This window comes from Dyella sp. SG562, assembly GCF_011759495.1.
Classification (GTDB): Bacteria; Pseudomonadota; Gammaproteobacteria; order Xanthomonadales; family Rhodanobacteraceae; genus Dyella_D; species Dyella_D marensis.
Window position 1 is genome coordinate 252,221 of sequence record NZ_JAAOYS010000003.1, and the last position, 23,690, is coordinate 275,910.

The window sequence follows — 23,690 nt, forward strand, 5'->3', positions numbered from 1 at the left end:
TCAGGCTTCCCCGATGGACTGGATGACGACGATGGCCGGGGCAGTGCCCGCATGGGATGGCGACGTGGCCAAGGCGCGCGCCTTGCAGAGTGCGCTGGCCGGGCGCGTCAGCCTGGTGGAGGATTTCGCCGAACCCGCGCGCATCGCCGGCGTGGATGTCGGTTTCGAGGAACAGGGCGCGATCACCCGCGCCGCCGCGGTGCTGCTCGATGCGCGCAGCCTGCAGCCGCTGGCGCATACGGTGACGCGGCTGCCGACGCGCATGCCGTATATCCCCGGCCTGCTGTCGTTCCGCGAATTGCCTGCGGTGCTGGAAGCGCTGGCGGGCTTGCCGGAGCAGCCCGGGCTGGTGTTCGTCGACGGGCAGGGCATCGCGCATCCGCGCGGGCTGGGCATTGCCGCGCACCTGGGCGTGATCACCGGGCTGCCGACGATCGGCGTGGCGAAGACGATCCTGGTCGGCGTGCACGAGCCGCTCGGCGAGCGGCGCGGCGACAGCGTGCCGCTGATGTATCGCGGGCGGACGATCGGCACGGTGTTGCGCAGCAAGGAGCGGGTACGGCCGCTGATCGTGTCGCCGGGGCATCGGGTGAGTATCGAGGGTGCGGCGCGGCGGGTGCTGGCGGCTTGCACGAAGTACCGGTTGCCGGAGCCGACGCGGTGGGCGGACAAGTTAGCTTCCCGCCGCTGAGCTCTTAGCCCCCTCTCCCCTGCGGGGAGAGGGCTGGGGTGAGGGGGACCTACGGAGCGATGAAGCAAGAGCACAGAAGCGAGCGACGCTTCGTCGATCCGCCGTCTCGAGCACCCGCCCCTCATCCGGCTGCCGCCACCTTCCTCGCTCCTCAAAGCCGGGCACATCCCTGTGCCCTCCCCGCGTGCTCCCCGGAGGGGCGAAGGATTCACTAGATGTGTTCTTCCTCTCGCGTGTGCTCCCGCCGAAACCTCGCCGGCGTCGTCCCCATGTAATGCCGGAACGCCTTCCCGAACGCCGCCTCCGACTGATACCCCACGTCCTGCCCGATATCCCCGGTGCGCCGCCGCGTACGCAGCAGCAGATCGCCGGCGATCTGCATGCGCAGGCGCGCCAGGCATTCCCCCGGCGTCATCCCCGCACGTTCGCCGAAATGCCGCGCGAAGCTGGCGCGCGACATCGCCGCGACACGGCCCAGCTCCTCCAAGGTCCACGGGTGCGCAGGTTCCGCCAGCATCGCCTGCACCGCGCCGCCCAGGCGCGCGTCGGCCAGCAGCGGCAGCAGGCCGTGCACGTCGCCGGTGGCATACGCGCGCAAGGCCAGCGCGAACAAGGCATGGGTCAGCGCGGTGACCACGGCCAGCGCGCCGGGCTGGCGCTGGCCGGCCTCGTGCCGCATCAGCGCCACCAGCGCCTGCAGGGCTTCCATCCCGGCCGTGTCGCGCAGGGAAACCTTCAGCGTGCCGGGCAGGGTGGACAGCAGCAGGCTGGCCGAGGCGGGGGCGTAGCGGAAGCGGCCGCACAAGAGGTCCAGTTCCGGCGCGCCGTTGCCGTTGCGGCGCAGCGGCAGCAGGCCGTCGTGTTCCACCCGCACCGGCGCCGTGCGGCGCTGCCCGCGGCGGTCGCGGATCAGATGGGCGGCGCCGTGCGGGAAGATCACCAGGTCGCCGGCCTGCATGTCCAGCGAGGGCTCGCCGGCGGGCTCGATCGCGCAGCCGCCGTCCAGCACCAGGTGGAACAGCGCTTCGCCGCGCGGCGCCTCGGCATGGTCGACGGCGAAGCCGCCGGCGAACTGGCAGCGCACGTCCAGGTTGCCCTGCAGTTGCGCGAGCTGGATCAGACGGCTGAGGGCGTCCATGAGACGTTCGCGCCAACAATGGAGTCGCGCGAGTATTCAGCGCAGCGGCGGGCGGCGCAACACTGCGCAGCACGGCGGGCAGGCCGCCCGCTCCCTGTCATCCCGAGGAGAACCGCCATGCTCGACTGGGTCCAATACCGCAACGAACTGCTGGGCCGTATCGGCGAAATCGGCAAGCTCAGCCCCGGCACCCTGGCCGGCTACCAGACGCTCAGCAGCGCCGGCGAAAAGACCGGCCACCTCGACGGCAAGACGCGCGAACTGATCGCGCTGGCGGTGGCCGTGACCACGCGCTGCGACGGCTGTATCACCGTGCATTCCGCCGCGGCCCTGAAGCAGGGCGCCAGCCACGAAGAGATCGCCGAGGCGCTGGGCGTGGCGGTGGCGCTGAATGCGGGCGCGGCGCTGGTGTATTCGGCGCGCGTGCTGGATGCGGTCAGCGCGCACGAAAAGGCTTGATGCGCAGATCCGGCCGCGCGCTCGCGCCGCGGCCGGAATTCGCACGGCATACCAACTTCCAGAGAGACGCACACATGGATGCAAAGCAGGCGACCGCGGCGGTGCCGTGGCCGGTGGGTCTGTTCGCCAGCGTGATGGGCCTTGCGGGCTTGTCCGCGGCGTGGCGGCTGGCGGCGCGTTACGGCGCGCCGGGCTGGATCGGCGATGGCCTGGCCGTGCTGGCGTGGCTGACGTTCCTGTTCCTGGCAGGCGTGCAGCTGCGCCGTGTGTGGAGCGATGGCAAGACGTGGCTGGCGGAACTGCGCCAGCCCGCCACCGCACCGTTCCTGGGCACGTTCTGGATCAGCCTCCTGCTGCTGCCGATGCTGGCGCCGCCGGGCTGGCCGGCGCGCGCGATGTGGCTGCTCGGCGCGGCGGGCATGGTGGTGTGCGCATGGAGGAATTTCCTGCAGTGGACAGCCGGCGCGCTGGACGAAGGGCAGGTGAGCGCGGCCTGGCTGATTCCGGTGGTCGGCCTGCTCGACGTGCCGCTGGCGTTTCCCGCGCTCGGCTGGCCCGCCTTGCGCGAGTGGATGCTGTTCGCGCTGGCGGCGGGTTTCGTGCTGGCGATACCGGTGTTCGCCCTGGTGTTCGGACGGCTGGTCTCGCGCGCACCGGGGGCGCAGCCGACGCTGCTGATCTTGCTGGCGCCGTTCGCGGTGGGATTTTCCGCCTATGTGGCGATGGCCGGCGAAGTGGATGCGCTCGCGCGCTCGCTGTTCTATCTGGACCTGTTCCTGCTCGCCGTGCTGCTGCCGCGCGTGTACTCGATGCTGCGCGGGCAGCCGTTCCGCCTGAACTGGTGGGCGCTGAGCTTTCCGCTGGCGGCCAGCGCGGTGGCGGCGCAGCGTTATGCGCTGGCGATGCCGGGCTGGTTCGGCCGTTCGGTTGCCGTGGCGCTGCTGGCGCTGGCCACGCTGGCGATCGGCGCGCTGGCCTGGCGCAGCCTGCGGGGCCTGGCGCGGGGCGACGCGATGGTGCCGGTGCCGGCCGCGCGTTGAACGCCGTCGGCGCGGAAAACCGCCGCGCCGCGTAAAATGCCGCCGTTTCCGCTTTCGAAAGGCCGGCCGGTGAATGCTGCCGCTCTGTCCTCCGCGCACGTGGCGCTGGAGGCCCTGTTCGTTCCCATCGCCACGGGGCAGCTGCGCCTGCCGCCGGACGGGCGCGTGCTGTTCCTGCATGCGCGCGACGGTTTCCGCCTGCGCGAGATGGCGCAGCCGGGCTGGATCTGCGCGCAGAGCTTCAAGCCGTTCGCTGCGGAGCTGGAGCGCAGCGGCCTGCGCGTGGGCGACCCGGCGATGGACGAACATTTCCCGCTGGTACTGGTGCTGCCGCCGCGGCAGCGCGACGAAGCGCGCGCGCTGTTCGCACGCGCGGTGCGGCATGCCGCGCCCGGCGGCATCGTGCTGGCGTGCATGGCCAATGCCGGCGGCGCGCGCTCCGGCGAGGCCGACCTGGCGCAGCTGGCCGGTCCGGTCGCGCAGCTGTCCAAGCACAAATGCCGCGTGTTCTGGAGCGCGCCGCTCGGCGAGCGGGTGAATCACGCACTGCTCGAACCATGGGCCGCGTTCGACCAGCCGCGCCAGAACGCGGCCGGCTACTGGAGCCGCCCCGGCCTGTTCGCCTGGGATCGCGTCGACGTCGCATCCGCGCTGCTGGCCGCGCATCTGCCGGCCGGCCTGCGCGGGCGCGTGGCGGATCTCGGCGCGGGCTACGGCTATCTGTCCGCGCAGGTGCTGGCGCGCTGTCCGCAGGTGGAGGCGATCGATCTCTACGAAGCCGAAGCGCGCGCGCTGGAGCCGGCGCGCATGAACATGGAAGCCGCGCGGCAGCAAAGCGGCGTGGCGGTGCGCACCGAAGTGCACTGGCACGATGTGGCGGCGGGTCTGCCGGCCCGCTACGACGCCATCGTCAGCAATCCGCCGTTCCATCAGCAGGGACGCGAAGACCTGCCCGAACTGGGCCGCGCGTTTATCGCCGCCGCCGCGTCGGCACTGCTGCCCCATGGAAGTTTCTGGATGGTCGCCAACCGGCACCTTCCCTACGAGGCCACGCTTGCGGGCCGTTTTGCCGAAGTGCGCACCGTGGTGGCACAGGAGGGTTTCAAAGTGATCGAGGCACGGGGCGTGCGCGCATGAAGCTGGTCAAGCTGATCGCCAATCTCGGCTATGGCAGCCGCAAGGACGTGGCCTGGATGTTCCGCGAGGGCCGCATCACCGATGCGCAGGGCGAGGTGCTGTATGCGGACGACAAGGTGCCGCACGAGCAGATCCACGTCGACGGCGAACCGCTGGATCCGCCGCCGGGCCTGGTGCTGATCATGCACAAGCCGGTCGGCTATACCTGCTCGCGCAAGGACCAGGGCCGGGTAGTGTTCGACCTGCTGCCGCCGCGCTACCGCATGCGCGATCCGGCGCTGTCCACCGTGGGCCGGCTGGACCGCGACACCTCGGGCCTGCTGCTGTTCACCGACGACGGCGCGCTGCTGCACCGGATCATTTCGCCGCGCGCGCAGGTGGCCAAGGTGTACGAGGCGGAACTGGCCAGCGATCTGCGCGGCGACGAAGGCGCGCTGTTCGCCAGCGGCACGATGATGCTGGAGGCCGAGCGCGAACCGCTGGAGCCGGCGCAGCTGGAAGTACTGGGGCCGCGCCGCGCGCGCCTGTCCATTACCGAAGGGCGCTACCACCAGGTGCGGCGAATGTTCGCCGCGGTGGGCAATCACGTGGAGGCGCTGCACCGCGCCTCGGTGGGCGGCCTGGTGCTGAGCGGAGGCTTGGAACCCGGCGCCTGGCGCATGCTTGCGCCGGGCGAGGTCGAGACGATCTTTAGCTGAGCCTCAGGACTCGGCCGGCACGGAAAGCATTTGCTGGCGCGCCCGCGCCAGTTCGTCTTCGCGGCGCGAACGCGCGCCGGGCTGCCAGGAAACCAGGTGGAATTCTTCGGCCTTGTGCTTGTTCTTGGCGTCCTGGCCCGCTTTCGCGGCGATCATCCCTGCGATCCGCTGGATTCCGCGTCCGAGCGCGAAACCCGCCATTGGCATCTGCATAGTCTGGAATCCCCCTTAGGCCGCCCCTGCGCGGCCGTGAACGCATAGTAAACAGAAAAACAGGGATGTGTGTGAAGTGTGAAATCCATTAGGTCGAAGGTAACGCTCCGGTCGGATTTGCTCCTTGCAAAGTCCGTACCGGCGCCATCGGGCCGGCCTTGCGTTCGTCTTGCAGTGCCGCATATGGATGGAAAGTTCAGGCCGCTCCCCGCCATGCAAAAACTCCGTTTCGACAATGCCTTCGTGCGCGAACTTCCCGCGGACCCGGCGCAGGGTGCTGCAGTGCGTCAGGTCGCGGCGGCGTATTCGCGGGTGGAACCGACGCCGGTCGCGGCGCCGCGGCTGATCGCCTGGTCGGCCGAGATGGCCGCCCAGCTGGGCCTGGCTGAGCGGGATCTGGCCCGTCCCGAGTTCGCCCGCGTGTTCGCCGGCAATGCGCTGATGCCGGGCATGGAACCCTGGGCGGCGAACTACGGCGGGCACCAGTTCGGCGTGTGGGCCGGACAGCTCGGCGACGGCCGCGCCATTTCGCTGGGCGAGTTGGTGGATGAGCACGGCCACCGGCAGGAGCTGCAGTTGAAGGGCGCAGGACCCACGCCGTATTCGCGCGGCGCCGACGGCCGCGCGGTGCTGCGTTCGTCGATCCGCGAATTCCTGTGCAGCGAGGCCATGCATCACCTGGGCGTGCCGACCACGCGCGCGCTGAGCCTGGTGCTCACCGGCGACCAGGTGGTGCGCGACATGTTCTACGACGGCCATCCGCGCGAGGAACCCGGCGCCATCGTGTGCCGCGTGGCGCCGTCGTTCATCCGCTTCGGCAACTTCGAATTGCCGGCCTCGCGCGGCGACACGGCGCTGCTGCGCCAGCTGGTGGATTTCACCATCCGCCGCGATTTTCCCGAGCTGCAAGGCGAGGGCGAAGCGCTCTACGCCGCATGGTTCGGCCAGGTCTGCGAGCGCACCGCGCTGATGGTGGCGCACTGGATGCGCGTGGGCTTCGTGCATGGCGTGATGAACACCGACAACATGTCCATCCTCGGCCTCACCATCGACTACGGCCCCTACGGCTGGGTCGACAACTTCGATCCCGACTGGACCCCCAACACCACCGACGCCGGCCGGCGCCGCTACCGCTACGGCCAGCAGCCGGGCATCGCCTGGTGGAACCTGAGCCGCCTCGCTGGCGCCTTGGCGCCGCTGTTCGGCGGCGTGGAACCCCTGCAGGCCGGACTGGACCGCTATGCCGACGCCTTTGCCGCGGCGGACCGCCGCTTCGTCGCCGCCAAGCTGGGCCTGGCCGAATGCCGCGACGAGGACATCGAGCTGATGAAGTCGCTGCAGGCGCTGCTGGCGGAAGGCGAGGTGGACATGACGCTGTTCTTCCGCGCGCTGTCCGAGGTGGATCCCTACCTGCCGTCGCTGGACCCGCTGCGCCACGCCTTCTACGGCGAGGCCGGCCTGTGGCGCACCGATGCCGGCTTCCAGGCCTGGCTGGCGCAGTACACCGCGCGGCTGGTGGAGGACCCGCAGACGCGCGAGGCGCGCCGCGCGCTGATGCACGGCGTCAATCCGCGCTACGTGCTGCGCAACTACCTGGCGCAGGAAGCGATCGACCGCGCGGAGCAGGGCGACTACGCCGGCATCCACGAACTGCTGGACGTGATGCGCCATCCCTACGACGAGCAGCCGGGCCGCGAACGTTTCGCGCAGAAGCGGCCGGACTGGGCGCGGGAGAAGGCGGGCTGTTCCATGTTGTCATGCAGTTCCTGACCTTCCGGGTCAGGAACTGACCTGCCATGGCGGCGTGCCGCGTCGCTTCGCCGGCCGGCGAAACGACGGCGCGCGAAAGCGATCAAGCTGACGGGCAGTTCCCCACGAGGCCCGTCGCATGTCCCTGCTGCTCGCCATCGGCCTGTCCGCCGCGCTCCCCGCCATCCGCACGTACGACCTGCCTGCGGGCGATGGCCAGCACGTGGCGCTGCATTGCATCGAGCCGGAAGGTCCGGCCCGCCACGCCGCCTTGTTCGTGCACGGCGCCAGCTTTCCCACCATGCTCGCGGCCGGTTTCGAATTCGCACCGGGCGATTCGTGGATGGCCTTCATGGCACGCCGCGGCTTTGTTTCCTGCGGGCTGGATTTTCTCGGCTTCGGCGCATCCTCGCGCCCGCCGGCGATGGCCGGTGCCGCCAATGCGGCGACGCCGGTGACGCGCGCGCCCGAAGCCGCGCGGCAGATCGCGCTTGCGATGCAGGAGCTGCGCGGCAAGCGCCATCTGGACGTCCATCTGATCGCGCATTCCTGGGGCACCATTCCCGCCGCCGAATACGCCGCCGAACATCCCGGCACGCTGGCTTCGCTCACCTTGTTCGGACCGGTGGTGCCGACCGGTGCCGCCGACAAGCCGGACACCACCGCGTGGTGGAGCATCACCGCGCAGCAGCGCTACCGGCAGCTGCTGTTCGAGCAGGTGCTGCCGAAAGACCTGCGCCTGATCGAGCCGGCGGTGACGCAGCGCTGGGCCGCGGCATTCGATGCCTCGGTGCCGAAGCTGCGCGGCGACGCGCCGGATGCGCTGCGGATTCCTTCGGGGCCGGGCGCCGATATCGCCGAGGCGCAGGGCGGCCGCTATCCCTATGACGCGGCCAGTATTACTGCGCCGGTGTTCGTGGTGTACGGCGACTACGACACGGTGGTGAACGACGCCCAGGCGGCGGACTTCCTGCGCCGCTTCAGCGCCAGCCCGCTGGTCTGGCGCCTGCGTATCGACCACGGCACGCATGTGCTGCACCTGGAGCGCTATCGCCGTTCGCTCTACCGCAGCGTCGCCGCGTTTATCGATGCGGCGGAAGAGGCGAAGCCGTGATCGCGGTGATCTTCGAAGTGTGGCCGGCGGAAGGCTGCCGCGAAACGTATCTGGATATCGCCGCCGAGTTGCGGCCCTTGCTGGACGGGATCGACGGCTTCGTGTCGATCGAACGCTTCGAGAGCCTGGCCGAACCGGGCAAGCTGCTTTCGTTGTCGTTCTGGCGCGATGAAGAAGCCGTGGCGGCGTGGCGGCGGCAGGAAGCGCATCGCACCGCCCAGGCCGAAGGCCGGCACGGAGTTTTGCGCGACTACCGCCTGCGCGTGGCCGGCGTGCTGCGCGACTACGGCTTGGATAATCGTGGGGAAGTGCCGGAGGACAGCCGGCGGTATCACGAGGCGGTGACGCGGCTATAGCCGGCGCGGGCATTAGGGGGCTCAATTGTTGAGGCCTGAGTATCCATCTGTCGCGTTTTTCTGGAAGAGGCGTCGATTCGTATTTGTTGGTACTGAGGCCTATCTAAGGTGAGCCTGACCCAGACGGTTGTGCTGGGTCGGGCCAATCCTTAAATGAGGTCATCACCTATGAAATGGCGATATGTTTCCTGGGTACATTGCGTCGCAATCATTTTTTCGTGCGCTTTCGCGGGCGGAGTTCGCGCGCAGGCTTATTACCATGATGGCGGGGAGTTGCCGCAGCGCGCGGATTGGATGAAGCAGCTGGCGGACACCACGCGTCTGTCCGAGATGAGCATTCCAGGTACGCACGATTCGGCGGCTTTCAAGAATGGCGGCGATATCGTTCTCACGCAATCGTTGACTATTACCCGGCAGTTGAACGGGGGTATACGTTTCCTGGATCTCAGGGTGCGCCATATCAATGATGTTTTCGCGATGCATCACGGCCCCGTCTACCAGGGGGCGATGTTCGGCGACGTGCTGGGTGAGATGATCGATTTCCTGCGCCGGCATCCTTCCGAAACTATTGTCGCCCGCCTGAAGCAGGAGCACGATCCTGCTGGAAACACGCGCTCCTTCGAGCGGACTTTCAAGTCCTACTACGATCCGAACCGGCATTGGTTCGCCAGTCCTGGCGAGAACAACCCAACGCTGGGAGCTTTGCGCGGAAAGATTCTGATCCTCGCCGATTATTCGCGCTCCGATTTCAGCTATGGCCGCAACTACAGCGGGCTGAGTATTCAAGATGCTTATTCGGTTTCGACGAACTGGGACCTTTATGACAAATGGGAGAAGGTGAAGAGTCATCTCGGAAAGTCCGCCGAAGATCGCAGCGGCAGCATCTACCTCCATTATCTGAGTGCTTCCGGAGGAGCCTTCCCCTACTTCATAGCCAGCGGCAAATCTTCACCGGAAACCCATGCCCCCCAGCTGGTCACGGGACGCACTACGATTGGAGCCTGGGCGGATTCATGGCCGGACTTTCCGCGAACTGCCTGCCTTGGCACCTGGTGCACGATCGAATTTCTGGGCACCAATGGGTTGACCGTCAATTATTTGAAAGGCAAGTCATGGAGTGGGCTAGGCATCGTGGCAGCGGACTTTCCTGGCCCGGATCTGATCGGAGCGCTTGTTCGGGCTAATCCCAATACACGCCTGAATCGGATCGAGCAGGTATCGACGGGACGGTGCATCGACGCGGAAGGGACGCTGAGGCCGGGCGGCACCTTGCAGCTGATGCCTTGCCGTCAGGATTCCGCGCAGGACATCAGGATCGATGACCTCAGCATGGCAGTAGGCGGAACATCGAGCCGGCTATGCATGGACATCCGTTCGGGCATCGTAACGGATCATGAGTCCGTGATCCTTTACGAATGCCATGGGGATACCAACCAGCAGTGGGTGACGCGCGAGGATGGCCGCATCGAGAGTCAGCGCCGATCGCTGTTCCTGCAATCCATGTGCCTGACCGTCGAAGGATTTCCTTCGCGCCTCACGGTGCGCCCGTGCGGGATTGGAGGGGGCGACCAGATCTTTGCCGTCAAGTGAGCCTATAAAACGTGGGCACTGAATGGTGGCCGGGCCGGGTTTGCTATTCGAATCCGGCCCGCTCCAGCTCAGCGCAAGCTGGCCTCGATAAACCGCCGCAGCTGCGTTGCCGTCGTTGCACCGATCTGCCGTGCGGTCTCGTTGCCGCTGCGAAACACCAGCAAAGTGGGAATGCTCTGCACCCTATAGCGCTGCGCGAGATCCTGCTGGGCATCGACATCCACCTTGGCGAAGCGCACTTTCGGTTCCCACTGTTGCGCGGCCTCGGCGAACACCGGCGCGAAGCTGCGGCATGGCGCGCACCAGGTCGCCCAGAAATCCACCAGTACCGGCAGGTCGCCGCGCAAAGCCACCTTGTCGAAGCGCGCGGCATCCAGCTCCATCGCCCGGCCTTCGAACAGCTTCTGCTTGCAATGGCCGCAGGACGGCTTGTCGGCCAGCCGCTCCGTCGGCACGCGATTGAGCGAGCCGCAGTGGGGGCAGGGGACATCGGTGGTGGCGGACATGGCAGACTCCGGCGGTCGGATTCGACGCGAAGATAGCGATGGCTGCAACGAAAGCAAGCACCGGCAGTATCGGCATGCGGGTCCTGCGCCTGGCCGGCGTGCTGTGGACGTCGCCCAACACTGCGCTGGGCCTGCTGGCCGGACTATGCTGCCTGATGGCTGGCGCCAGGCTGCGCTGGCGCGGCGCCGAACTGGCGCTCACCTTCGTCCGCGTGCCATGGCGCGGACGCGGTGCGCTGACCCTGGGCAACGTCATCCTGTACACCGGCGACGAACTGGATACGCCCTGTCTCACCTACGCCCATCGCGCCGGCCGCGGCGCGGAAGCGCCGGTGTCGCTGGCCGCGCACGAACGCGCCCACGTCTACCAGTACATGCTGCTGGGGCCGCTGTTCCTGCCGCTGTACCTGCTGTGCGGCGGCGTCAGCGTGCGCAATCCGTTCGAGCGCGCCGCCGACCGCTATGCGCGCGACGGCGGCGCCTCCTGGTGGCCCTGGGTCAAGACAGCTACGGCTTAAAGCGGGTAGCGCACCACCAGGTTGATGCTGTTGTTCCAGTAGCCGGAGCCGCCATTGCTGGCCGAGGCGGCGGAGCTGCGCCCCAGCTGCAGGTCGAGGCGGCCGTTGCCGGGCAGGCGCCCTTGCAGCGAGAGGCCGACGGTGTAGATGCCGGCGCTGTTGCCGTCGATCACCTGCCGCCCGCCCGACACCACCGCGCGCAGCTTCCATTCCGGATTGATGCTGTACACGCCGACCAGGCCGAACTGCCCCGAGCGGTAATTGCGCGGATTGAAATACACGCCGTGGCTCGGTTCGCTGCTGTGGAAGATGCGGCCGGAGAACTCGGCGCCGATCGCCGCGCGGGTGCCGGGAAGGTCGTAGGGGCTGAGCAGCACGCGCAGCACGCCGCCGTCGCGATGATTGCCGTCGTTGAAGTTCTGCCGGTAATAAGTGGGCAGCACGTACAGCCGCGGCGCGGGGCGCACGCTGACGCCGGCGCTGAACAGGTTGTAGAGCAGGTGGTGGTCGATGGCGGTGTCGGTCGGCACCGGCGCGCGCTCGGCACCGGCGCTGAAGCTGAAGACGTCGCTGGGCTGCAGCGTCCAGTCGGCGTTGCCCTGCAGGTAATGCCAGCCGTTGGCGCGGCCCGGGCCCGCGTGCAGGTTGATGGTGTTGTCCTCGCCCACGCGCAGCTGCGCGGTCAGCGAGAGGTCGTCCATGCGGCGCGAGCGGCCGTCGTGGTCCAGGTGCGTGGTGCCGGCGGCGACGCCCCAGCGCTGGCTGAAGTCCTCGCTGGACGAGGGCGCGAAACGATAGGCCGCGCCGAGGCGCCAGGTATCCAGGCCGTCGCTGTCGTGGCTGTAGCCGAAGCCGCCTTCCAGCTGCGCGGCGCGGTTGAAGGCGACGTCGTCCTTGAGCAGGCGGTATTGCGTGCCGACGTAGCCGGCGGCATCCGGCGCGGGCGCGGCATCGAGATACGGCTGGCCGCGGTCGAGCCAGCCCAGCGCCTGTTCGGCGCGCAGCAGTTCCACCGTGGGGCGGGTCTGGCTCATCGCATACGGCGCCACCAGGGCGCGTGCCTCGCGCGGGTAGTCGCGTGCATTCAGTGCCTGCGCCAGGCCGGTGGAGGCGGCCTGGCGCGCGGCGTCGTCCGGCGCCGCGTCGCGGGCGATGCGGAAGGCGCGGTCGGCGGCGGCGTAGTCGCCCAGCCACAAGGTGGACTGGCCCAGGCCCATGGCGGCGGCGTAGCGCTCATCGGGCGAGCCTTGGCCGGCAAGCGCGGCGGCGAAATGGTCGCGCGCCTGCGCGGGCTGGTTGGCGGCGATCGCCGCGCGGCCGGCGCGCAGTTCCGCCGCGGGCGCGGCGGCCTGCGCGTGCAGCGCCGCGACGGGCGCGAGCGACAAGGCGAACAGCAGGCGTGGCGTGTTCATTTGGTCCCCCAGCGCTTGCGCAGCTTGAGCAGTTCGGACGCATAGCCCAGCACGCAGCCCGGCTGCAGCACGATGCCGTAGAACAGCGTGTACACCAGCAGCCCCAGCGGGTTGTGGCGCACCTTCAGGCCCTGCGCGCGGAACATGCGCGACTGGATGAAGAACATCAGGTAATTGACCAGGCCGGCCATCGGCAGCACCAGCAGGGTCATCGGGCCGGCCAGCCAGTAGATGCCGAAGCAGGCCAGCACCAGTCCCGGAATGAAGACCAGGGTGTAGACCAGGTCCATGTACGGAAACAGCAGGTTCCACCAGATGAAGAGCGTGCTCATGCGGCGCTGGAACAGCAGCGCGCCATGTTCCTTGAATGCTTCGATCAGGCCGCGCGACCAGCGCTGGCGCTGGCGGATGAACTGGCGGAAGGTGGCCGGCGCATTGGTGAACGCCACCGCGTCCTCGCAATAGCCCACGCGGTGGCCCATGCGCAGGATCGCCCAGGTCAGCACGATGTCCTCGCCCACGTCCTCGGGCCAGCCGCCGGCCTGGCGCAGGATGTCGGTGCGGTACAGCGAGAACGCGCCCTGCGCCACCAGGGTGCCCTGGAACAGGCTCTGCAGGCGCTTCACCGCGGCGATGCCGTGGAAGTAATCCCACTCCTGCATGCGCGTGATCAGGTTCTGCCGCGAATTGCGCACCAGCACGGCGCCCGCCACCGCGGCGGTGTTCGGCGGATCGCTGAGATAGCGCTCGACCAGCCGGCGCAGCGCGTGCCTGTACAGATAGGAATCCGCGTCCAGCGTGATGGTCAGCGGCTGCGTCGCATGGCGCAGGCCGACGTTGAGCGCGTTGGCCTTGCCGCCGTTGCACTTCAGGTCGATCACGTGCAGCCAGGGATGGCTGACGCTGCGCAGCCGGTCCATGGTGCCGTCGGTGGAGCCGTCGTTGATCACGATCACTTCCAGCGTGCCGCCGTAGTACTGGCGCTCGATGCTGGCGATGGTGGAGAGGATGGAGTCCTCTTCGTTGTACGCAGCGACCAGTACGGTGATGCCGGGCAGTTCGGCGTCGGACACGTAGCGGCGCACCGGGCGGCGGTCCATCAGCAGGCCGAACACCAGGAAGGCGTTCATGAAGCCCGGCAGGATGGCGATGCCGAAGATCATGATCATGGCCAGCACGTTCCCTTCGACCGCGGCCAGGTCGTGCAGCCAGCGGCGCGCCAGCAGGTACGACACGATCGACCAGGCCAGCGCCAGCGCGACGGTGAGCGCGAACTTCAGGCGCACCGAAAGGTAGTAGCGGCGGTGCCGTTCGCCGTCGGCGGGCCTGGCCGGCGCGGATTCCAGCGGCGGCAGCGGCCGCGGATAGCTGGACCAGTCTTGTGCTTGCGTGCTCATAGGCTTTCCCCTGGGTGGCTCCCGCGGGCAAAGGCATCCCGGCCCCTGCCGGCATGGCGCCGGAGTGGAACGTGTCGCTGTTCGATAAAGGCGGTCCCGCTGCGTGCTGTCGGCGGGTGTCGATCCCGGTGTTTCGCTGGATAGGCGGCAAAAGCTATGCCACGCGTGGCGTGGCGAAAATATTTAAGTAAAACAAATGATTAACTTTGAACCCCTGACGCGGAATCCTGAACGGGATGCGAAAATTGTTTGCGCCAGGTCACAAAACGTCAGGGCCTGACTCGGCCTAAAGAGATAGGCCTCAGCGCTCCGGCGACACCCGCCGCGCCGCCGGCCGATAGCGTTGCCACAGGAACACCGGCAAGCCCAGCAGCAACAGCACGCCGCCCCACAGCAAGGCCTCCGCGCCGGTGCCGATCAGCGCCCACAGGCTGTAGGCCAGCGCCAATGCGGCCGCGGTGCGGCGCGCCACGCTGGCGCCGCGGTCGATGCGCCACCAGGCCAGCACGCTCAGCACGTAGGGCAGCAAGGTGGCCGCGGTCGACAGCAGGATCGACAGCGTGAACAGCGCCACCAGCGACTTGCTGCCGTTGGCGGCGATCAGCACGCTGGCCAGCACGCTGCTGAGCAGCAGGCCGAACCACGGCGTGCCGCGTGCGTCGGTGCGCGCGAACGGCGCGGGGAACAGGCCGTCCTGCGCGGCGGCGTACGGCGTCTGGCCCTGCAGCAGCACCCAGCCGTTGAGCGCGCCAAGACACGAGACCGTCGCCACCAGTCCCATCGCCCAGCCAGCGGCCGGGCCCCAGGTCTGCGCGGCCGCGGCGGCCATCGGTGCGGCCGAAGCCTGCGCCGCGCCATGCGGCAGCAGGCCGATCACCGCGGTGCAGGCGAGCATGGTGGCGACGCCGGCGATCAGCATGCCGGCCACGGTGGCGCGCGGCACCGTGCGCTGCGGATCGCGCACCACGCCGGTGGGCACGGTGGCCGCTTCCAGGCCGAGAAAAGCCCACAGGGTGAGCGCGGCGGTGGCGGTGGTCACCGACGTGAGCGCCTGCCCGCTGGGGTTGAAGGGGCGGTACGCCGCGCCGTGCACCAGGGCCAGGCCGCAGACCCCGAACACCAGCAGCGGAATCACTTTCAGCGCGGTGGTCACCAGCTGCATGCGGCCCGCCTCGCGCACGCCGGCCGCATTGATCGCGGTGCACAGCCACAGCACGCCCAGCGCCGCCGCGGTGCCGCGCCAGGGCGTGGCATTGGCGGCGGGCCAGATCGCGCCCAGGCTGCCGGCGAAGGCCACCGCGATCGCCGCGTTGGCCGTCCACACGCAGGTCCAGTAGCTCCACGCCGCGACGAAGCCGGCGCTGTCGCCGAAGGCCAGCCGCGCGTAGGCATAGGCGCCGCCGTGGTTGGCGACCATCTGCGACAGCCATGCGTGCACCAGCGCCAGCAGCAGGGCGCCGCCCATGGTGAAGGCCCAGCCGAGCAGGCTGGCCGCGCCGAACGGCGCCAGCGCCGCCGGCAGCACGAACACGCCCGAACCGATCATGTTGCCCACCACCAGGGCGGTGAGCATCCACGGGCCCAGCAGCCGGGCCGGCGCCTTCATGCCTGCGCGCTTTCGCGGTACGCGCGGCGCAGCAGTTCGTGGAAGTGGTGCACGGCGTTCTCGCGCAGCGGATTCAGCCGGCCGGCTTCGTACGAGCCGGAAGCCAGCCCGCGCTGCACGTCCTCGCAGATGGTCACGTCTTCCACCTGCACCTCGTCGCTGAAGGCGATGTCGGCGGCGCGGCGCGCCTGTGCGGCGTCGCCCGGCTCCGGCGCGTAGTAGAAGTCGAATTCTACGCGGCAGCGGTCCACGCCCAGCGGCAGCACGCGGTTGGTCTGCAGGCGGCCGGGCAGGATATTGAGCATGGCGTTGGGATACAGGAAGTAATACAGCGCCTCGCCGCTGCCATAGAGATCGGACGCGCTTTCCAGCGGGCTGTACTGGTACGAATACCACTGCGCCGTCTCGGTGATGTAGCTGCGGTAATCCAGCAGGCTGTTGAGGCCCGGATGGATGTGCGGCACGTGGTAACCCTCCAGGTAGTTGTCCACGTACACCTTCCAGTTGCAGGCCACGTCGTAGCCGACGCGGTGATGGAATTCGAAGTCCGCCAGCGAACGGTCCGGCCCCAGCCGCTGGTCGATGCCCGCCACGAACTGCTCGAACGGCGGCGCCTCGCCCACCGCCACGAATACCAGCCCCTGCCACAGCTGCACGCGCACTTCCGGCAGGCGGATCTGCGCGGGGTCGAAATCCGGCGTGCGGCCCATTTCCGGCGCGCCGCGCAGCACGCCGTCCAGGCCGTAGGTCCAGCCGTGGTAGCGGCAGCGCAGCGCCTTGGCGCCCTTGCCGTCGCAGCTGGCGATCGGGCCGGCGCGATGGCGGCAGACGTTGTGGAAGGCGCGGATGCTGCCGTCGTCGCTGCGCACCACCAGCAGCGGCAGGCCGGCGATCTGGGTCACCAGGTGGTCGCCGGTTTCCGCCAGCTGCGAGCGATGGCCGACCAGCTGCCAGCTCGGCGCGAACACCGCGCGCGCATCCAGCGCCGGCGCGGCGGGATGGGTATAGAACCGGGCGGACAGCGCCAGTGCATGGTCCAGCGCCTGCGGCGCGAGCACGTCGGGCGAAAGCAGTTCGGTCATGGCGGATTCCGTCGGCGGCGAATCCCGAGTATCGACCCGGCGCGCCGGCGGCGTGAAGGAGCGCCGCAGCATGCGGCGCCGCAGGTTATTGCTGCAGCTGGGTCTGCACGTCGTTGATGGAGTTGCGGATGCGCACGGTGAAGATCGAATCGGCGTGGTGGATCATCACCAGCCGCTCGGTGGCGCGCGTCATCGCCACGTACAGCAGGCGCGCTTCCTCCGCTTCGTCCTTGCCCGGCATCGGCAGCGAGCCCAGGCCCGGGATGATCACCAGCGGGAATTCCAGGCCCTTGCTGGAATGCATGGTGACCAGCTTGACCGTATCCAGCCCCGGCTCGAACAGCGCGCGCTTGCCGTCGCCGTCGGCCAGCGTGCTGGGAACCTCCGCGCGCTGCAGCGCCTCGTGCAGGCGCTCGCCTTCCCACTTGTTGCGGAAGATCACCGCGATGTCGGCGAGCGGGCGGCCCAGCGTGCGCTCCTCGCGAAGGCGGTCGATGATGGCCGGCAGCTGGTCCTCGGTGCGTTCCACACGGACCAGTTCGGGCAGGGCGCCGCGGCGGCCGGCGCTCTCCGGCGCCACCAGCGGCACGCCGTCCTCGTCGGCGTCGTCGTGGCCGAGCAGCAACTCGTTGGCGAAGCCGCGCGCCACCGAAAGGATTTCCAGCGTGTTGCGGTAATTGAGCTTGAGGATGGTGGTGCGGCCCTGCGCCTGCACGCCCAGGCTTTTCCAGCTCAGGCGCTTGCGGTCCGGCTTGCCGTAGATGTTCTGCGCGTCGTCGTACAGCACCAGCAGCGAGTTGGTGCTGGGGTCGATCATCTGCACGATCAGCTTGTACCAGTCCGGCTCGAAGTCGTGGCCTTCGTCGATCAGCACGGCGCCGTACTGGAAGCGCGGAATCTGGCCCTTGTCGACGCCCTCGATCACCGCCGGCGGCAGTGCGTCGAAGAAGCCGCGGCCTTCCGGCGGCAGCGGCACGTGGTAGGCGCTGAGCATGGCGCGGCACCACTTGTGGAAGTTGTAGACCTGCACCTTGTCGCTCAGGCCGCGCTCGCCCATCAGCTGGTCCAGCCGCGCGGCCAGCGTCTTGTTGTAGCAGAGCACCAGGATCGGCTTGCTCAGCGCACGCGCCAGGTGCATGGCGCGGAAGCCCAGGATCATGGTTTTGCCGGAACCGGCCACGCCGTGGATGATGCGGTGCTCGTCGCCGAGCGAACGCGCCAGCTGTTCCTGCTGCGCGTCCATCACCTTGATCAGGTCGGGAATCTCCACCTTGGCCACCGCGCCGGCGGTGGACGCGTCGAACAGGCCGAACTGGCCGGAACCCGGTTCCACGCGGATCTCCGGGAACAGGTGCCAGCGCACGCGGTCGATCTGCGGCAAGGTGAGCGCGGTGGGGAAGATCTGCGGATACATCGCCCACAGGCGTTCCTGGAAACCCTCGGCGTCGACCGATTCGTACATCTCGTCCTGGCAGATCACCAGGTGCGCGGGAATCACCGCATCCAGCCCGCCCGCGTCGAACTGCTTGCGGCTGATATTGGCCAGCACCACGCCGTAGCCCCAGGGCATGATCAGCTTGCCCTCGTACGGGTGGCCCGGCGGGTGGCGCAGCGCCGGATCGCGCTGGAGCAGCTTGTAGACCTCGCTGGCGCAGTCGCGCGCCTGCATCAGCGGGTTGTGCTCCTTCACGCTGGCGCGGCCGGTGAGCAGGGTGAACAGGGTAGGGTCGGCCTGCTGGATGGTGTCCGGCTTCCAGTCCTTCACTTCCAGCGCGAGCAGGCCGCGGCGGGGGTGGAACACGATGAAGTCCGGGCGGCGCTGGCGCGGGCCGATCGGCACGTCGTACCACAGCAGGTAGTCTTCCTCGAGCTTCTGTTCCAGGCGCTCGGAAAAGCGCTTTTCGCCGCTGGTCATGCGCGACAGGCAGCTGTTTCTGGTTGGAATGAGCGTTGCCACCGTGGCTTCCCTTTTGCGTGTGGCGGCGACGTTAGCGGATCGCGGATCGGTGTCAATTCGCGGTTGGCATGGCAGGCCGCATGGGACGGGGCCTGGCGGAGGGTGCATGATGGCCGTTCCCACCCCGAGGAGCCTGTCATGGATGCCTCTTCCTTGCCGCAGATCCACGAGCTCTACCCCTACCTGCGCGTGCACGACGCCGCGGCCGCGCTGGCCTTCTACCAGCAGGTGTTCGGCGCCACGCTGCGCCTGCGCCTGGACGAAGCCGGCACCGGCCGCATCGGCCATGCCGAGCTGGTGTTCGGCGAGCACATGGTGCTGATGCTGTCCGACGAATATCCCGAATACGGCATCGTCGGGCCGAAATCCGTCGGCGGCACCAGCGTCACCCTGCATCTGCACGTGGACAACGCCGACCGCCTGATCGACCGCGCGGTGGCCGCCGGCGCCGAGCTGGTGCGCCCGCCGGCGGACGCGTTCTACGGCGAGCGCGGCGGCACGGTGCGCGATCCGTTCGGGCACGAATGGCTGATCGGGCATTCGATCGAGGACGTGAGCCCAGAAGAGATGCAGCGGCGCTACGACGCGCTGATGGCCGGCGGCTGATACATTGGTTGCGATCGCAACCGTCGCCGGCATTTTCCAGATTTCACCATCGGGGGTTTGCATCGCCCGGATGCTGTGTTATCCATACGCCCCATGACCTTCTCCTCCGCCCGCTATTACTTTTGGTTTTACGGCTATCCGATGCCGGCGGCGGAGGAAGAGGTGCGATCGTAAGCAGAACCCGACGACCACACTTCCGAAAAGCCGCCAGCCACCACTGGCGGCTTTTTTCATGGCCGCCACTGGACCCCCACCCAGGAATCCGAGCCATGACCTTGCCGCACACCGACGACCTGCGCATCCGCGCGATCACCCCCTTGAGTACGCCCGCCGACGTGATGCGCGACTGCCATGCCGGCGAACGCGCGCTCGACACCGTGGCGCATGCGCGCAGTGCCGTGCACGACATCCTCGCCGGCCTGGACGACCGGCTGGTGGTGGTGATCGGCCCCTGCTCGATCCACGACACCAGCGCCGCGATGGAATACGCGCGCCGTCTGCTGGCGCAGCGGCGCCGCTATGCGGACACGCTGGAGATCGTGATGCGCGTGTATTTCGAGAAGCCGCGCACCACGGTGGGCTGGAAAGGCCTGATCAACGACCCGGATCTCGACGGCAGCTTCCGCATCGACAAGGGCCTGCGCCTGGCGCGCACCGTGCTGCGCGACATCAACGAGCTGGGCGTGCCGGCCGGCTGCGAATTCCTGGACATGATCACCCCGCAGTACATCGCCGACCTGGTGGCCTGGGGCGCGATCGGCGCGCGCACCACCGAGAGCCAGGTGCATCGCGAGCTGGCCTCGGGGCTGTCCTGCCCGGTGGGTTTCAAGAACGGCACCGACGGCAACGTCAAGATCGCGGTGGATGCGGTGCAGGCCGCCTCGCAGCCGCACCATTTCATGGCGGTGACCAAGGACGGCCGCACCGCCATCGCCAGCACTATCGGCAACGAGGACTGCCACGTGATCCTGCGCGGCGGCAAGCAGCCGAACTACGACGCGGACAGCGTGGATGCCACGTGCGAGGCGATCGCGCGCGCGGGCCTGGCGCCGCGCCTGATGGTCGACGCCAGCCACGCCAACAGCAGCAAGCAGCCGGAGAACCAGCCGCGGGTGATCGACGATATCGCGCTGCAGCTGGAAGACGGCGAGCGCCGCATCATCGGCGTAATGGTGGAAAGCCATCTGGTCGGCGGGCGCCAGGAACTGGTGGCGGGCGAAGCCTTGCGTTACGGCCAGAGCATCACCGACGGCTGCATCGATTGGGAGACGTCGCTCGGGGTGCTGGAACGCCTGGACGAAGCCGTGCGCCGCCGCCGTGCGGGTTCGGGCGTGGCGGCGCGGCTGCGGCAGGCGGTGGGTTGCTGAGCCAAGGCCCGGGGCAGTTTCGCGTCGGCTCCGGCTGGGATCGGCCGCGAGCCGGCCTTTCACGGGCGCAGGCACGCGGCCTGCCCTAAGCTGCCTGCTTCATCCATTCCAGGCCACGCCATGAACTACGAGATCAAGCATCAGCCGAACGAGCGACGCTTCTCCACCGCGGTCGAGCTGGAACTGAGCGTGCTCGACTACACCTTGTCGCCCACGCCCTCCGGTGAAGTGATGACCATCACCCATACCGGCGTGCCGCAGCCGCTGGAAGGACGCGGCATCGCCTCGGCCCTGGTGAAAGCCGCGCTGGACCATGCACGCGCGCAGCATTGGAAGGTGCGTCCCGCATGTTCCTACGCCGATGCATGGATGCGCCGCCATCCGGAGTACGAAGACCTGCGCGCGGGCTGACCGGCTCGCTATCATCGCGCGGTCGCTGCGATGGTCGCCGCGGCTTCCAGGGAGATCGCCATGAACAGCACCGCCCCGGGCAAGCCCCGGCCCAGGACGTACCGGCGCTTCCATTATCTGCGCGCGCGTCCGCGCCTGATGGTGTCGATGGGCATCTTCGCCGCCGCGCTGGCCGCCTTGCTGGTGTATGGCACGCGCGCCTCGATGGCGCTGCTGCTGGCTTTCGATTTCGCCGCGCTGGTCTACCTCAGCCTGCTGGCCGTGCTGTTCGGCCGCGCCAGCCCGGAGCTGATGCGCTGCCAGGCGCGCGCGCAGGACACGGGGCGCTGGGGGTTCCTGTGGAGCGCGATCGTGCTGACCGCGGTGGTGATGGTCGCGCTGGGCGCGGAACTGCACGGCGGCGCGGAAGGCGGCATGACCTCGATCGTGCTGGCCGCCGGCAGCATCGTGCTGTCCTGGCTGTTCATGAACACCATGTTCGCCATGCACTATGCGCATGGCTATTACGGCGACTTCGGCAAGAAGCACGAAGGCCTGCAGTTTCCCGAGACGCCGGAGCCGGACTACTGGGACTTCGCGTATTTCGCCATCGTGATCGGCATGACCTTCCAGGTCTCCGACGTGCAGATCACCAGCCGCTACCTGCGCCGCGTGGCGCTGCTGCACAGCGTGATCGCGTTCTTCTTCAACGTGTTCATCATCGCGTTGAGCGTGAATGTGGTGGCGGGCAAAGCGTAGGTTGGGGTGAGCCGCAGGCGAACCCCAACGATGCGGCACGGCTGAATGTTGCGGTGTTGGGGTTCGCCGGTGGCTCACCCCAACCTACGCCGTAGCGTTGGTGGCTTCAGTCGCGGAAATTGTCGAACTGCAGCGGCAGCTCCACTTCCGCCTTGCGCAGCACCTGCATCGCCAGCTGCAGGTCGTCGCGCTTCTTGCCGGTCACGCGCAGCTTGTCGCCGTTGATCTGCGCCTCGACCTTCAGTTTGGCCTCCTTCAGCGAGGCCACCAGCTTCTTGGCCACCGGCTGCTCGATGCCTTGCTTGACGGTGATCTTCTGCCGCGAACCGCCCAGGTTGGTTTCCGGATCGGCCACGTCCAGCGCCCGCACGTCGATCTTCCGCGACACCAGGCGGCCGCGCAGGATGTCCAGCATCTGCTCCAGCTGGAATTCGCTGGGCGCGCTCTGGGTGATCACGAACTTGTCCAGCTCGAACTTGGCCTCGGTGCCCTTGAAGTCGAAGCGGGTGGACAGCTCGCGGTTGGCCTGGTCGACGGCGTTGGTGAGTTCGTGCTTGTCGACTTCGGAAACTACGTCGAAGGAAGGCATGTCGGCATCTCGCAAGGGGAAAACGGTAGGGAAGTGTACGCGGGTAGGGGATAATCCGTCCCCTCGCAGCTAGGGTGGGTGATGGCGTGAAGGTGGATGTACTGGTGATCGGCGCGGGTGCGGCCGGCCTGATGTGCGCGATCGTGGCCGCGCAGCGCGGGCGCAGCGTGCTGGTGCTCGACCATGCCAACAAGCCGGGCAAGAAGATCCTGATGTCCGGCGGCGGGCGCTGCAATTTCACCAACCTGGGCGTGACGCCCGCGCAGTACCTGTCCGCCAACCCGCATTTCGCCAAGTCCGCGCTGGCGCGCTATACGCCGGCGGATTTCATCGCGCTGGTGGAAAAGCACCGCATCGCCTACCACGAGAAGGAGCTGGGCCAGCTGTTCTGCGATGAATCGTCGAAACTGATCGTGCGCATGCTGCTGGACGAATGCGCCGCGGCCGGCGCGCGCGTGGAAACCAGTTGCGCGGTGGACCGCGTGCGCAAGACCGACGAGGGCTTCGCCGTGCACACGGCGCGCGGCGAGCTGCATGCGCAATCGCTGGTGGTGGCCAGCGGCGGCCTGTCGATTCCCAGCATGGGCGCCACCGGTTTCGGCTACGAACTGGCGAAGCAGTTCGGCCACCAGGTCTTGCCCACGCGCGCCGGCCTGGTGCCGCTGACCCTGAGCGGCAAGCACCAGGAGCGCTACCAGGATCTATCGGGCCTGGCCTTGCCGCTGGTGGAGGCGCGCGTCGGCAAGCGCGCTTTCCGCGCCGGCATGCTGTTCACCCATCGCGGCGTAAGCGGGCCGGCGATCCTGCAGATTTCCTCGTACTGGCAGCCGGGCGACGACCTGCGTATCGATCTGTTGCCCGACCAGGACGCGGCCGGTTGGCTGCATGCGCAGCGCAATGCGCGCCCGGCGATGGAGCTGAAGAACGTGCTGGGCGACCTGCTGCCGCGCCGCCTCGCGCAGCGCCTGTGCGAGCTGTGGTTCGAGAGCCGGCCGATGAAGCAGTATCGCCCCGCCGAGCTGGATGCGATCGCCGCCCAGCTGCGCGACTGGCCGCTGGTGGCGAGCGGCACCGAGGGGTATCGCACGGCCGAAGTCACGCTCGGCGGCGTAGATACGGACGGACTCTCCTCCAGCACCATGCAATCGAAGCTCGTGCCCGGCCTGTACTTCATCGGCGAAGTGGTGGACGTGACCGGTTGGCTGGGCGGCTACAACTTCCAGTGGGCATGGGCCTCGGGCCATGCCGCCGGGCTGGCGGCCTGAGTCACGTGCCATCCACCTGGCGTGGCGCACGGTGACCGACCTGTGTTCCGT

At 68.3% G+C, this 23,690-nt stretch carries 24 protein-coding genes; 15 read left to right on the forward strand and 9 right to left on the reverse strand.

Features of this window, described 5'->3' with window-relative positions:
- Positions 1-31: 31 nt before the first annotated feature.
- A complete protein-coding gene (gene nfi, locus FHW84_RS08110; RefSeq protein WP_208399700.1) occupies positions 32-691 on the forward strand; it encodes a deoxyribonuclease V in 660 nt (219 codons plus the stop codon).
- 211 nt (positions 692-902) lie between these two features.
- On the opposite strand, the gene FHW84_RS08115 is transcribed toward nfi, so the two are convergent.
- Positions 903-1,829 carry an AraC family transcriptional regulator gene (locus tag FHW84_RS08115; protein WP_167254239.1) on the reverse strand — a complete coding sequence of 309 codons (927 nt, stop codon included), beginning with the start codon at positions 1,827-1,829 and terminating at the stop codon, positions 903-905.
- Positions 1,830-1,946: 117 nt separating this feature from the next.
- Here FHW84_RS08115 and FHW84_RS08120 point away from each other — a divergent pair, with 117 nt between their 5' ends.
- The 4 genes from FHW84_RS08120 (at position 1,947) to FHW84_RS08135 (ending at position 5,163) form a co-directional block, all read left to right on the forward strand.
- The gene (locus FHW84_RS08120; protein WP_167254241.1) at positions 1,947-2,288 is read left to right on the forward strand and encodes a carboxymuconolactone decarboxylase family protein; all 342 of its coding nucleotides are present in this window, start codon (positions 1,947-1,949) and stop codon (positions 2,286-2,288) included.
- A gap of 74 nt (positions 2,289-2,362) precedes the next feature.
- Entirely contained in the window at positions 2,363-3,328 is a 966-nt protein-coding gene (locus tag FHW84_RS08125) for a C4-dicarboxylate ABC transporter (RefSeq protein ID WP_167254243.1), read from the forward strand.
- An 84-nt stretch (positions 3,329-3,412) separates the two neighbouring features.
- On the forward strand, positions 3,413-4,465 hold the full coding sequence (locus FHW84_RS08130) for a methyltransferase (protein ID WP_243868035.1): 1,053 nt from the start codon (positions 3,413-3,415) through the stop codon (positions 4,463-4,465).
- Positions 4,462-5,163 carry a 16S rRNA pseudouridine(516) synthase gene (locus FHW84_RS08135; protein WP_167254247.1) on the forward strand — a complete coding sequence of 234 codons (702 nt, stop codon included), beginning with the start codon at positions 4,462-4,464 and terminating at the stop codon, positions 5,161-5,163. Before FHW84_RS08130 ends, FHW84_RS08135 begins: the two co-directional genes overlap by 4 nt.
- A 3-nt stretch (positions 5,164-5,166) precedes the next feature.
- Here the strand turns inward: FHW84_RS08135 and FHW84_RS08140 are convergent, their stop codons facing one another.
- Entirely contained in the window at positions 5,167-5,364 is a 198-nt protein-coding gene (locus FHW84_RS08140) for a hypothetical protein (protein WP_167254249.1), read from the reverse strand.
- A gap of 225 nt (positions 5,365-5,589) precedes the next feature.
- On the opposite strand from FHW84_RS08140, the gene FHW84_RS08145 reads away from it, so the two are divergent.
- The 4 genes from FHW84_RS08145 (at position 5,590) to FHW84_RS08160 (ending at position 10,185) form a co-directional block, all read left to right on the forward strand.
- A complete protein-coding gene (locus FHW84_RS08145) occupies positions 5,590-7,146 on the forward strand; it encodes a YdiU family protein (protein WP_167254251.1) in 1,557 nt (518 codons plus the stop codon).
- A 118-nt stretch (positions 7,147-7,264) separates the two neighbouring features.
- Positions 7,265-8,239 (forward strand): alpha/beta fold hydrolase, encoded by a 975-nt coding sequence (locus tag FHW84_RS08150; protein ID WP_167254253.1) that lies wholly within the window; start codon positions 7,265-7,267, stop codon positions 8,237-8,239.
- A complete protein-coding gene (locus FHW84_RS23370) occupies positions 8,236-8,595 on the forward strand; it encodes an antibiotic biosynthesis monooxygenase (RefSeq protein ID WP_167254255.1) in 360 nt (119 codons plus the stop codon). Before FHW84_RS08150 ends, FHW84_RS23370 begins: the two co-directional genes overlap by 4 nt.
- Positions 8,596-8,889: 294 nt before the next feature.
- Entirely contained in the window at positions 8,890-10,185 is a 1,296-nt protein-coding gene (locus tag FHW84_RS08160) for a phosphatidylinositol-specific phospholipase C domain-containing protein (protein ID WP_167254257.1), read from the forward strand.
- Positions 10,186-10,253: 68 nt separating this feature from the next.
- On the opposite strand, the gene trxC is transcribed toward FHW84_RS08160, so the two are convergent.
- Entirely contained in the window at positions 10,254-10,691 is a 438-nt protein-coding gene (trxC, locus tag FHW84_RS08165; RefSeq protein ID WP_167254258.1) for a thioredoxin TrxC, read from the reverse strand.
- 74 nt (positions 10,692-10,765) lie between these two features.
- Between trxC and FHW84_RS08170 the strand changes: the two genes are divergently transcribed.
- On the forward strand, positions 10,766-11,209 hold the full coding sequence (locus tag FHW84_RS08170) for a hypothetical protein (RefSeq protein WP_243867994.1): 444 nt from the start codon (positions 10,766-10,768) through the stop codon (positions 11,207-11,209).
- Here FHW84_RS08170 and FHW84_RS08175 read toward each other — a convergent pair.
- From FHW84_RS08175 to FHW84_RS08195, 5 genes are all read right to left on the reverse strand, one after another.
- On the reverse strand, positions 11,206-12,621 hold the full coding sequence (locus FHW84_RS08175) for a tetratricopeptide repeat protein (RefSeq protein WP_167254262.1): 1,416 nt from the start codon (positions 12,619-12,621) through the stop codon (positions 11,206-11,208). The genes FHW84_RS08170 and FHW84_RS08175 overlap by 4 nt on opposite strands.
- The gene (locus FHW84_RS08180) at positions 12,618-14,018 is read right to left on the reverse strand and encodes a glycosyltransferase (RefSeq protein ID WP_167254264.1); all 1,401 of its coding nucleotides are present in this window, start codon (positions 14,016-14,018) and stop codon (positions 12,618-12,620) included. The genes FHW84_RS08175 and FHW84_RS08180 overlap by 4 nt, the downstream gene beginning before the upstream one ends.
- A 301-nt stretch (positions 14,019-14,319) precedes the next feature.
- A complete protein-coding gene (locus FHW84_RS08185) occupies positions 14,320-15,624 on the reverse strand; it encodes an amino acid permease (RefSeq protein WP_167254266.1) in 1,305 nt (434 codons plus the stop codon).
- Positions 15,621-16,706, reverse strand: a complete 1,086-nt coding sequence (locus FHW84_RS08190) for an aromatic ring-hydroxylating dioxygenase subunit alpha (RefSeq protein ID WP_167254268.1) — start codon at positions 16,704-16,706, stop codon at positions 15,621-15,623. The genes FHW84_RS08185 and FHW84_RS08190 overlap by 4 nt, the downstream gene beginning before the upstream one ends.
- Before the next feature lie 85 nt (positions 16,707-16,791).
- Positions 16,792-18,621 (reverse strand): 3'-5' exonuclease, encoded by a 1,830-nt coding sequence (locus FHW84_RS08195; protein ID WP_167254269.1) that lies wholly within the window; start codon positions 18,619-18,621, stop codon positions 16,792-16,794.
- 180 nt (positions 18,622-18,801) lie between these two features.
- Here FHW84_RS08195 and FHW84_RS08200 point away from each other — a divergent pair, with 180 nt between their 5' ends.
- The 4 genes from FHW84_RS08200 (at position 18,802) to FHW84_RS08215 (ending at position 21,785) form a co-directional block, all read left to right on the forward strand.
- Positions 18,802-19,269 (forward strand): VOC family protein, encoded by a 468-nt coding sequence (locus tag FHW84_RS08200; RefSeq protein WP_167254271.1) that lies wholly within the window; start codon positions 18,802-18,804, stop codon positions 19,267-19,269.
- 269 nt (positions 19,270-19,538) lie between these two features.
- On the forward strand, positions 19,539-20,636 hold the full coding sequence (locus FHW84_RS08205; RefSeq protein ID WP_167254273.1) for a 3-deoxy-7-phosphoheptulonate synthase: 1,098 nt from the start codon (positions 19,539-19,541) through the stop codon (positions 20,634-20,636).
- 120 nt (positions 20,637-20,756) lie between these two features.
- Positions 20,757-21,047: a GNAT family N-acetyltransferase gene (locus FHW84_RS08210; protein ID WP_167254275.1), complete on the forward strand. Its 291-nt coding sequence runs from the start codon at positions 20,757-20,759 to the stop codon at positions 21,045-21,047.
- A 60-nt stretch (positions 21,048-21,107) separates the two neighbouring features.
- Entirely contained in the window at positions 21,108-21,785 is a 678-nt protein-coding gene (locus FHW84_RS08215) for a DUF1345 domain-containing protein (protein ID WP_243867996.1), read from the forward strand.
- Between the two features lie 106 nt (positions 21,786-21,891).
- Here the strand turns inward: FHW84_RS08215 and FHW84_RS08220 are convergent, their stop codons facing one another.
- Positions 21,892-22,374: a YajQ family cyclic di-GMP-binding protein gene (locus FHW84_RS08220; protein WP_167254277.1), complete on the reverse strand. Its 483-nt coding sequence runs from the start codon at positions 22,372-22,374 to the stop codon at positions 21,892-21,894.
- 86 nt (positions 22,375-22,460) lie between these two features.
- On the opposite strand from FHW84_RS08220, the gene FHW84_RS08225 reads away from it, so the two are divergent.
- Positions 22,461-23,639 (forward strand): NAD(P)/FAD-dependent oxidoreductase, encoded by a 1,179-nt coding sequence (locus tag FHW84_RS08225; RefSeq protein WP_167254279.1) that lies wholly within the window; start codon positions 22,461-22,463, stop codon positions 23,637-23,639.
- Positions 23,640-23,690 lie beyond the last annotated feature (51 nt).

What these genes read in the sequence shown, in the direction of transcription:
- nfi (WP_208399700.1), top strand. Translation starts at nt 32, where the DNA reads ATGGCCGGGGCAGTGCCCGCATGGGATGGCGACGTGGCCAAGGCGCGC.
- FHW84_RS08115 (WP_167254239.1), bottom strand. Translation starts at nt 1,829, where the DNA reads ATGGACGCCCTCAGCCGTCTGATCCAGCTCGCGCAACTGCAGGGCAAC.
- FHW84_RS08120 (WP_167254241.1), top strand. Translation starts at nt 1,947, where the DNA reads ATGCTCGACTGGGTCCAATACCGCAACGAACTGCTGGGCCGTATCGGC.
- FHW84_RS08125 (WP_167254243.1), top strand. Translation starts at nt 2,363, where the DNA reads ATGGATGCAAAGCAGGCGACCGCGGCGGTGCCGTGGCCGGTGGGTCTG.
- FHW84_RS08135 (WP_167254247.1), top strand. Translation starts at nt 4,462, where the DNA reads ATGAAGCTGGTCAAGCTGATCGCCAATCTCGGCTATGGCAGCCGCAAG.
- FHW84_RS08140 (WP_167254249.1), bottom strand. Translation starts at nt 5,364, where the DNA reads ATGGCGGGTTTCGCGCTCGGACGCGGAATCCAGCGGATCGCAGGGATG.
- FHW84_RS08145 (WP_167254251.1), top strand. Translation starts at nt 5,590, where the DNA reads ATGCAAAAACTCCGTTTCGACAATGCCTTCGTGCGCGAACTTCCCGCG.
- FHW84_RS08150 (WP_167254253.1), top strand. Translation starts at nt 7,265, where the DNA reads ATGTCCCTGCTGCTCGCCATCGGCCTGTCCGCCGCGCTCCCCGCCATC.
- FHW84_RS08160 (WP_167254257.1), top strand. Translation starts at nt 8,890, where the DNA reads ATGAAGCAGCTGGCGGACACCACGCGTCTGTCCGAGATGAGCATTCCA.
- trxC (WP_167254258.1), bottom strand. Translation starts at nt 10,691, where the DNA reads ATGTCCGCCACCACCGATGTCCCCTGCCCCCACTGCGGCTCGCTCAAT.
- FHW84_RS08170 (WP_243867994.1), top strand. Translation starts at nt 10,766, where the DNA reads ATGCGGGTCCTGCGCCTGGCCGGCGTGCTGTGGACGTCGCCCAACACT.
- FHW84_RS08175 (WP_167254262.1), bottom strand. Translation starts at nt 12,621, where the DNA reads ATGAACACGCCACGCCTGCTGTTCGCCTTGTCGCTCGCGCCCGTCGCG.
- FHW84_RS08180 (WP_167254264.1), bottom strand. Translation starts at nt 14,018, where the DNA reads ATGAGCACGCAAGCACAAGACTGGTCCAGCTATCCGCGGCCGCTGCCG.
- FHW84_RS08185 (WP_167254266.1), bottom strand. Translation starts at nt 15,624, where the DNA reads ATGAAGGCGCCGGCCCGGCTGCTGGGCCCGTGGATGCTCACCGCCCTG.
- FHW84_RS08190 (WP_167254268.1), bottom strand. Translation starts at nt 16,706, where the DNA reads ATGACCGAACTGCTTTCGCCCGACGTGCTCGCGCCGCAGGCGCTGGAC.
- FHW84_RS08195 (WP_167254269.1), bottom strand. Translation starts at nt 18,621, where the DNA reads ATGACCAGCGGCGAAAAGCGCTTTTCCGAGCGCCTGGAACAGAAGCTC.
- FHW84_RS08200 (WP_167254271.1), top strand. Translation starts at nt 18,802, where the DNA reads ATGGATGCCTCTTCCTTGCCGCAGATCCACGAGCTCTACCCCTACCTG.
- FHW84_RS08205 (WP_167254273.1), top strand. Translation starts at nt 19,539, where the DNA reads ATGACCTTGCCGCACACCGACGACCTGCGCATCCGCGCGATCACCCCC.
- FHW84_RS08210 (WP_167254275.1), top strand. Translation starts at nt 20,757, where the DNA reads ATGAACTACGAGATCAAGCATCAGCCGAACGAGCGACGCTTCTCCACC.
- FHW84_RS08215 (WP_243867996.1), top strand. Translation starts at nt 21,108, where the DNA reads ATGAACAGCACCGCCCCGGGCAAGCCCCGGCCCAGGACGTACCGGCGC.
- FHW84_RS08220 (WP_167254277.1), bottom strand. Translation starts at nt 22,374, where the DNA reads ATGCCTTCCTTCGACGTAGTTTCCGAAGTCGACAAGCACGAACTCACC.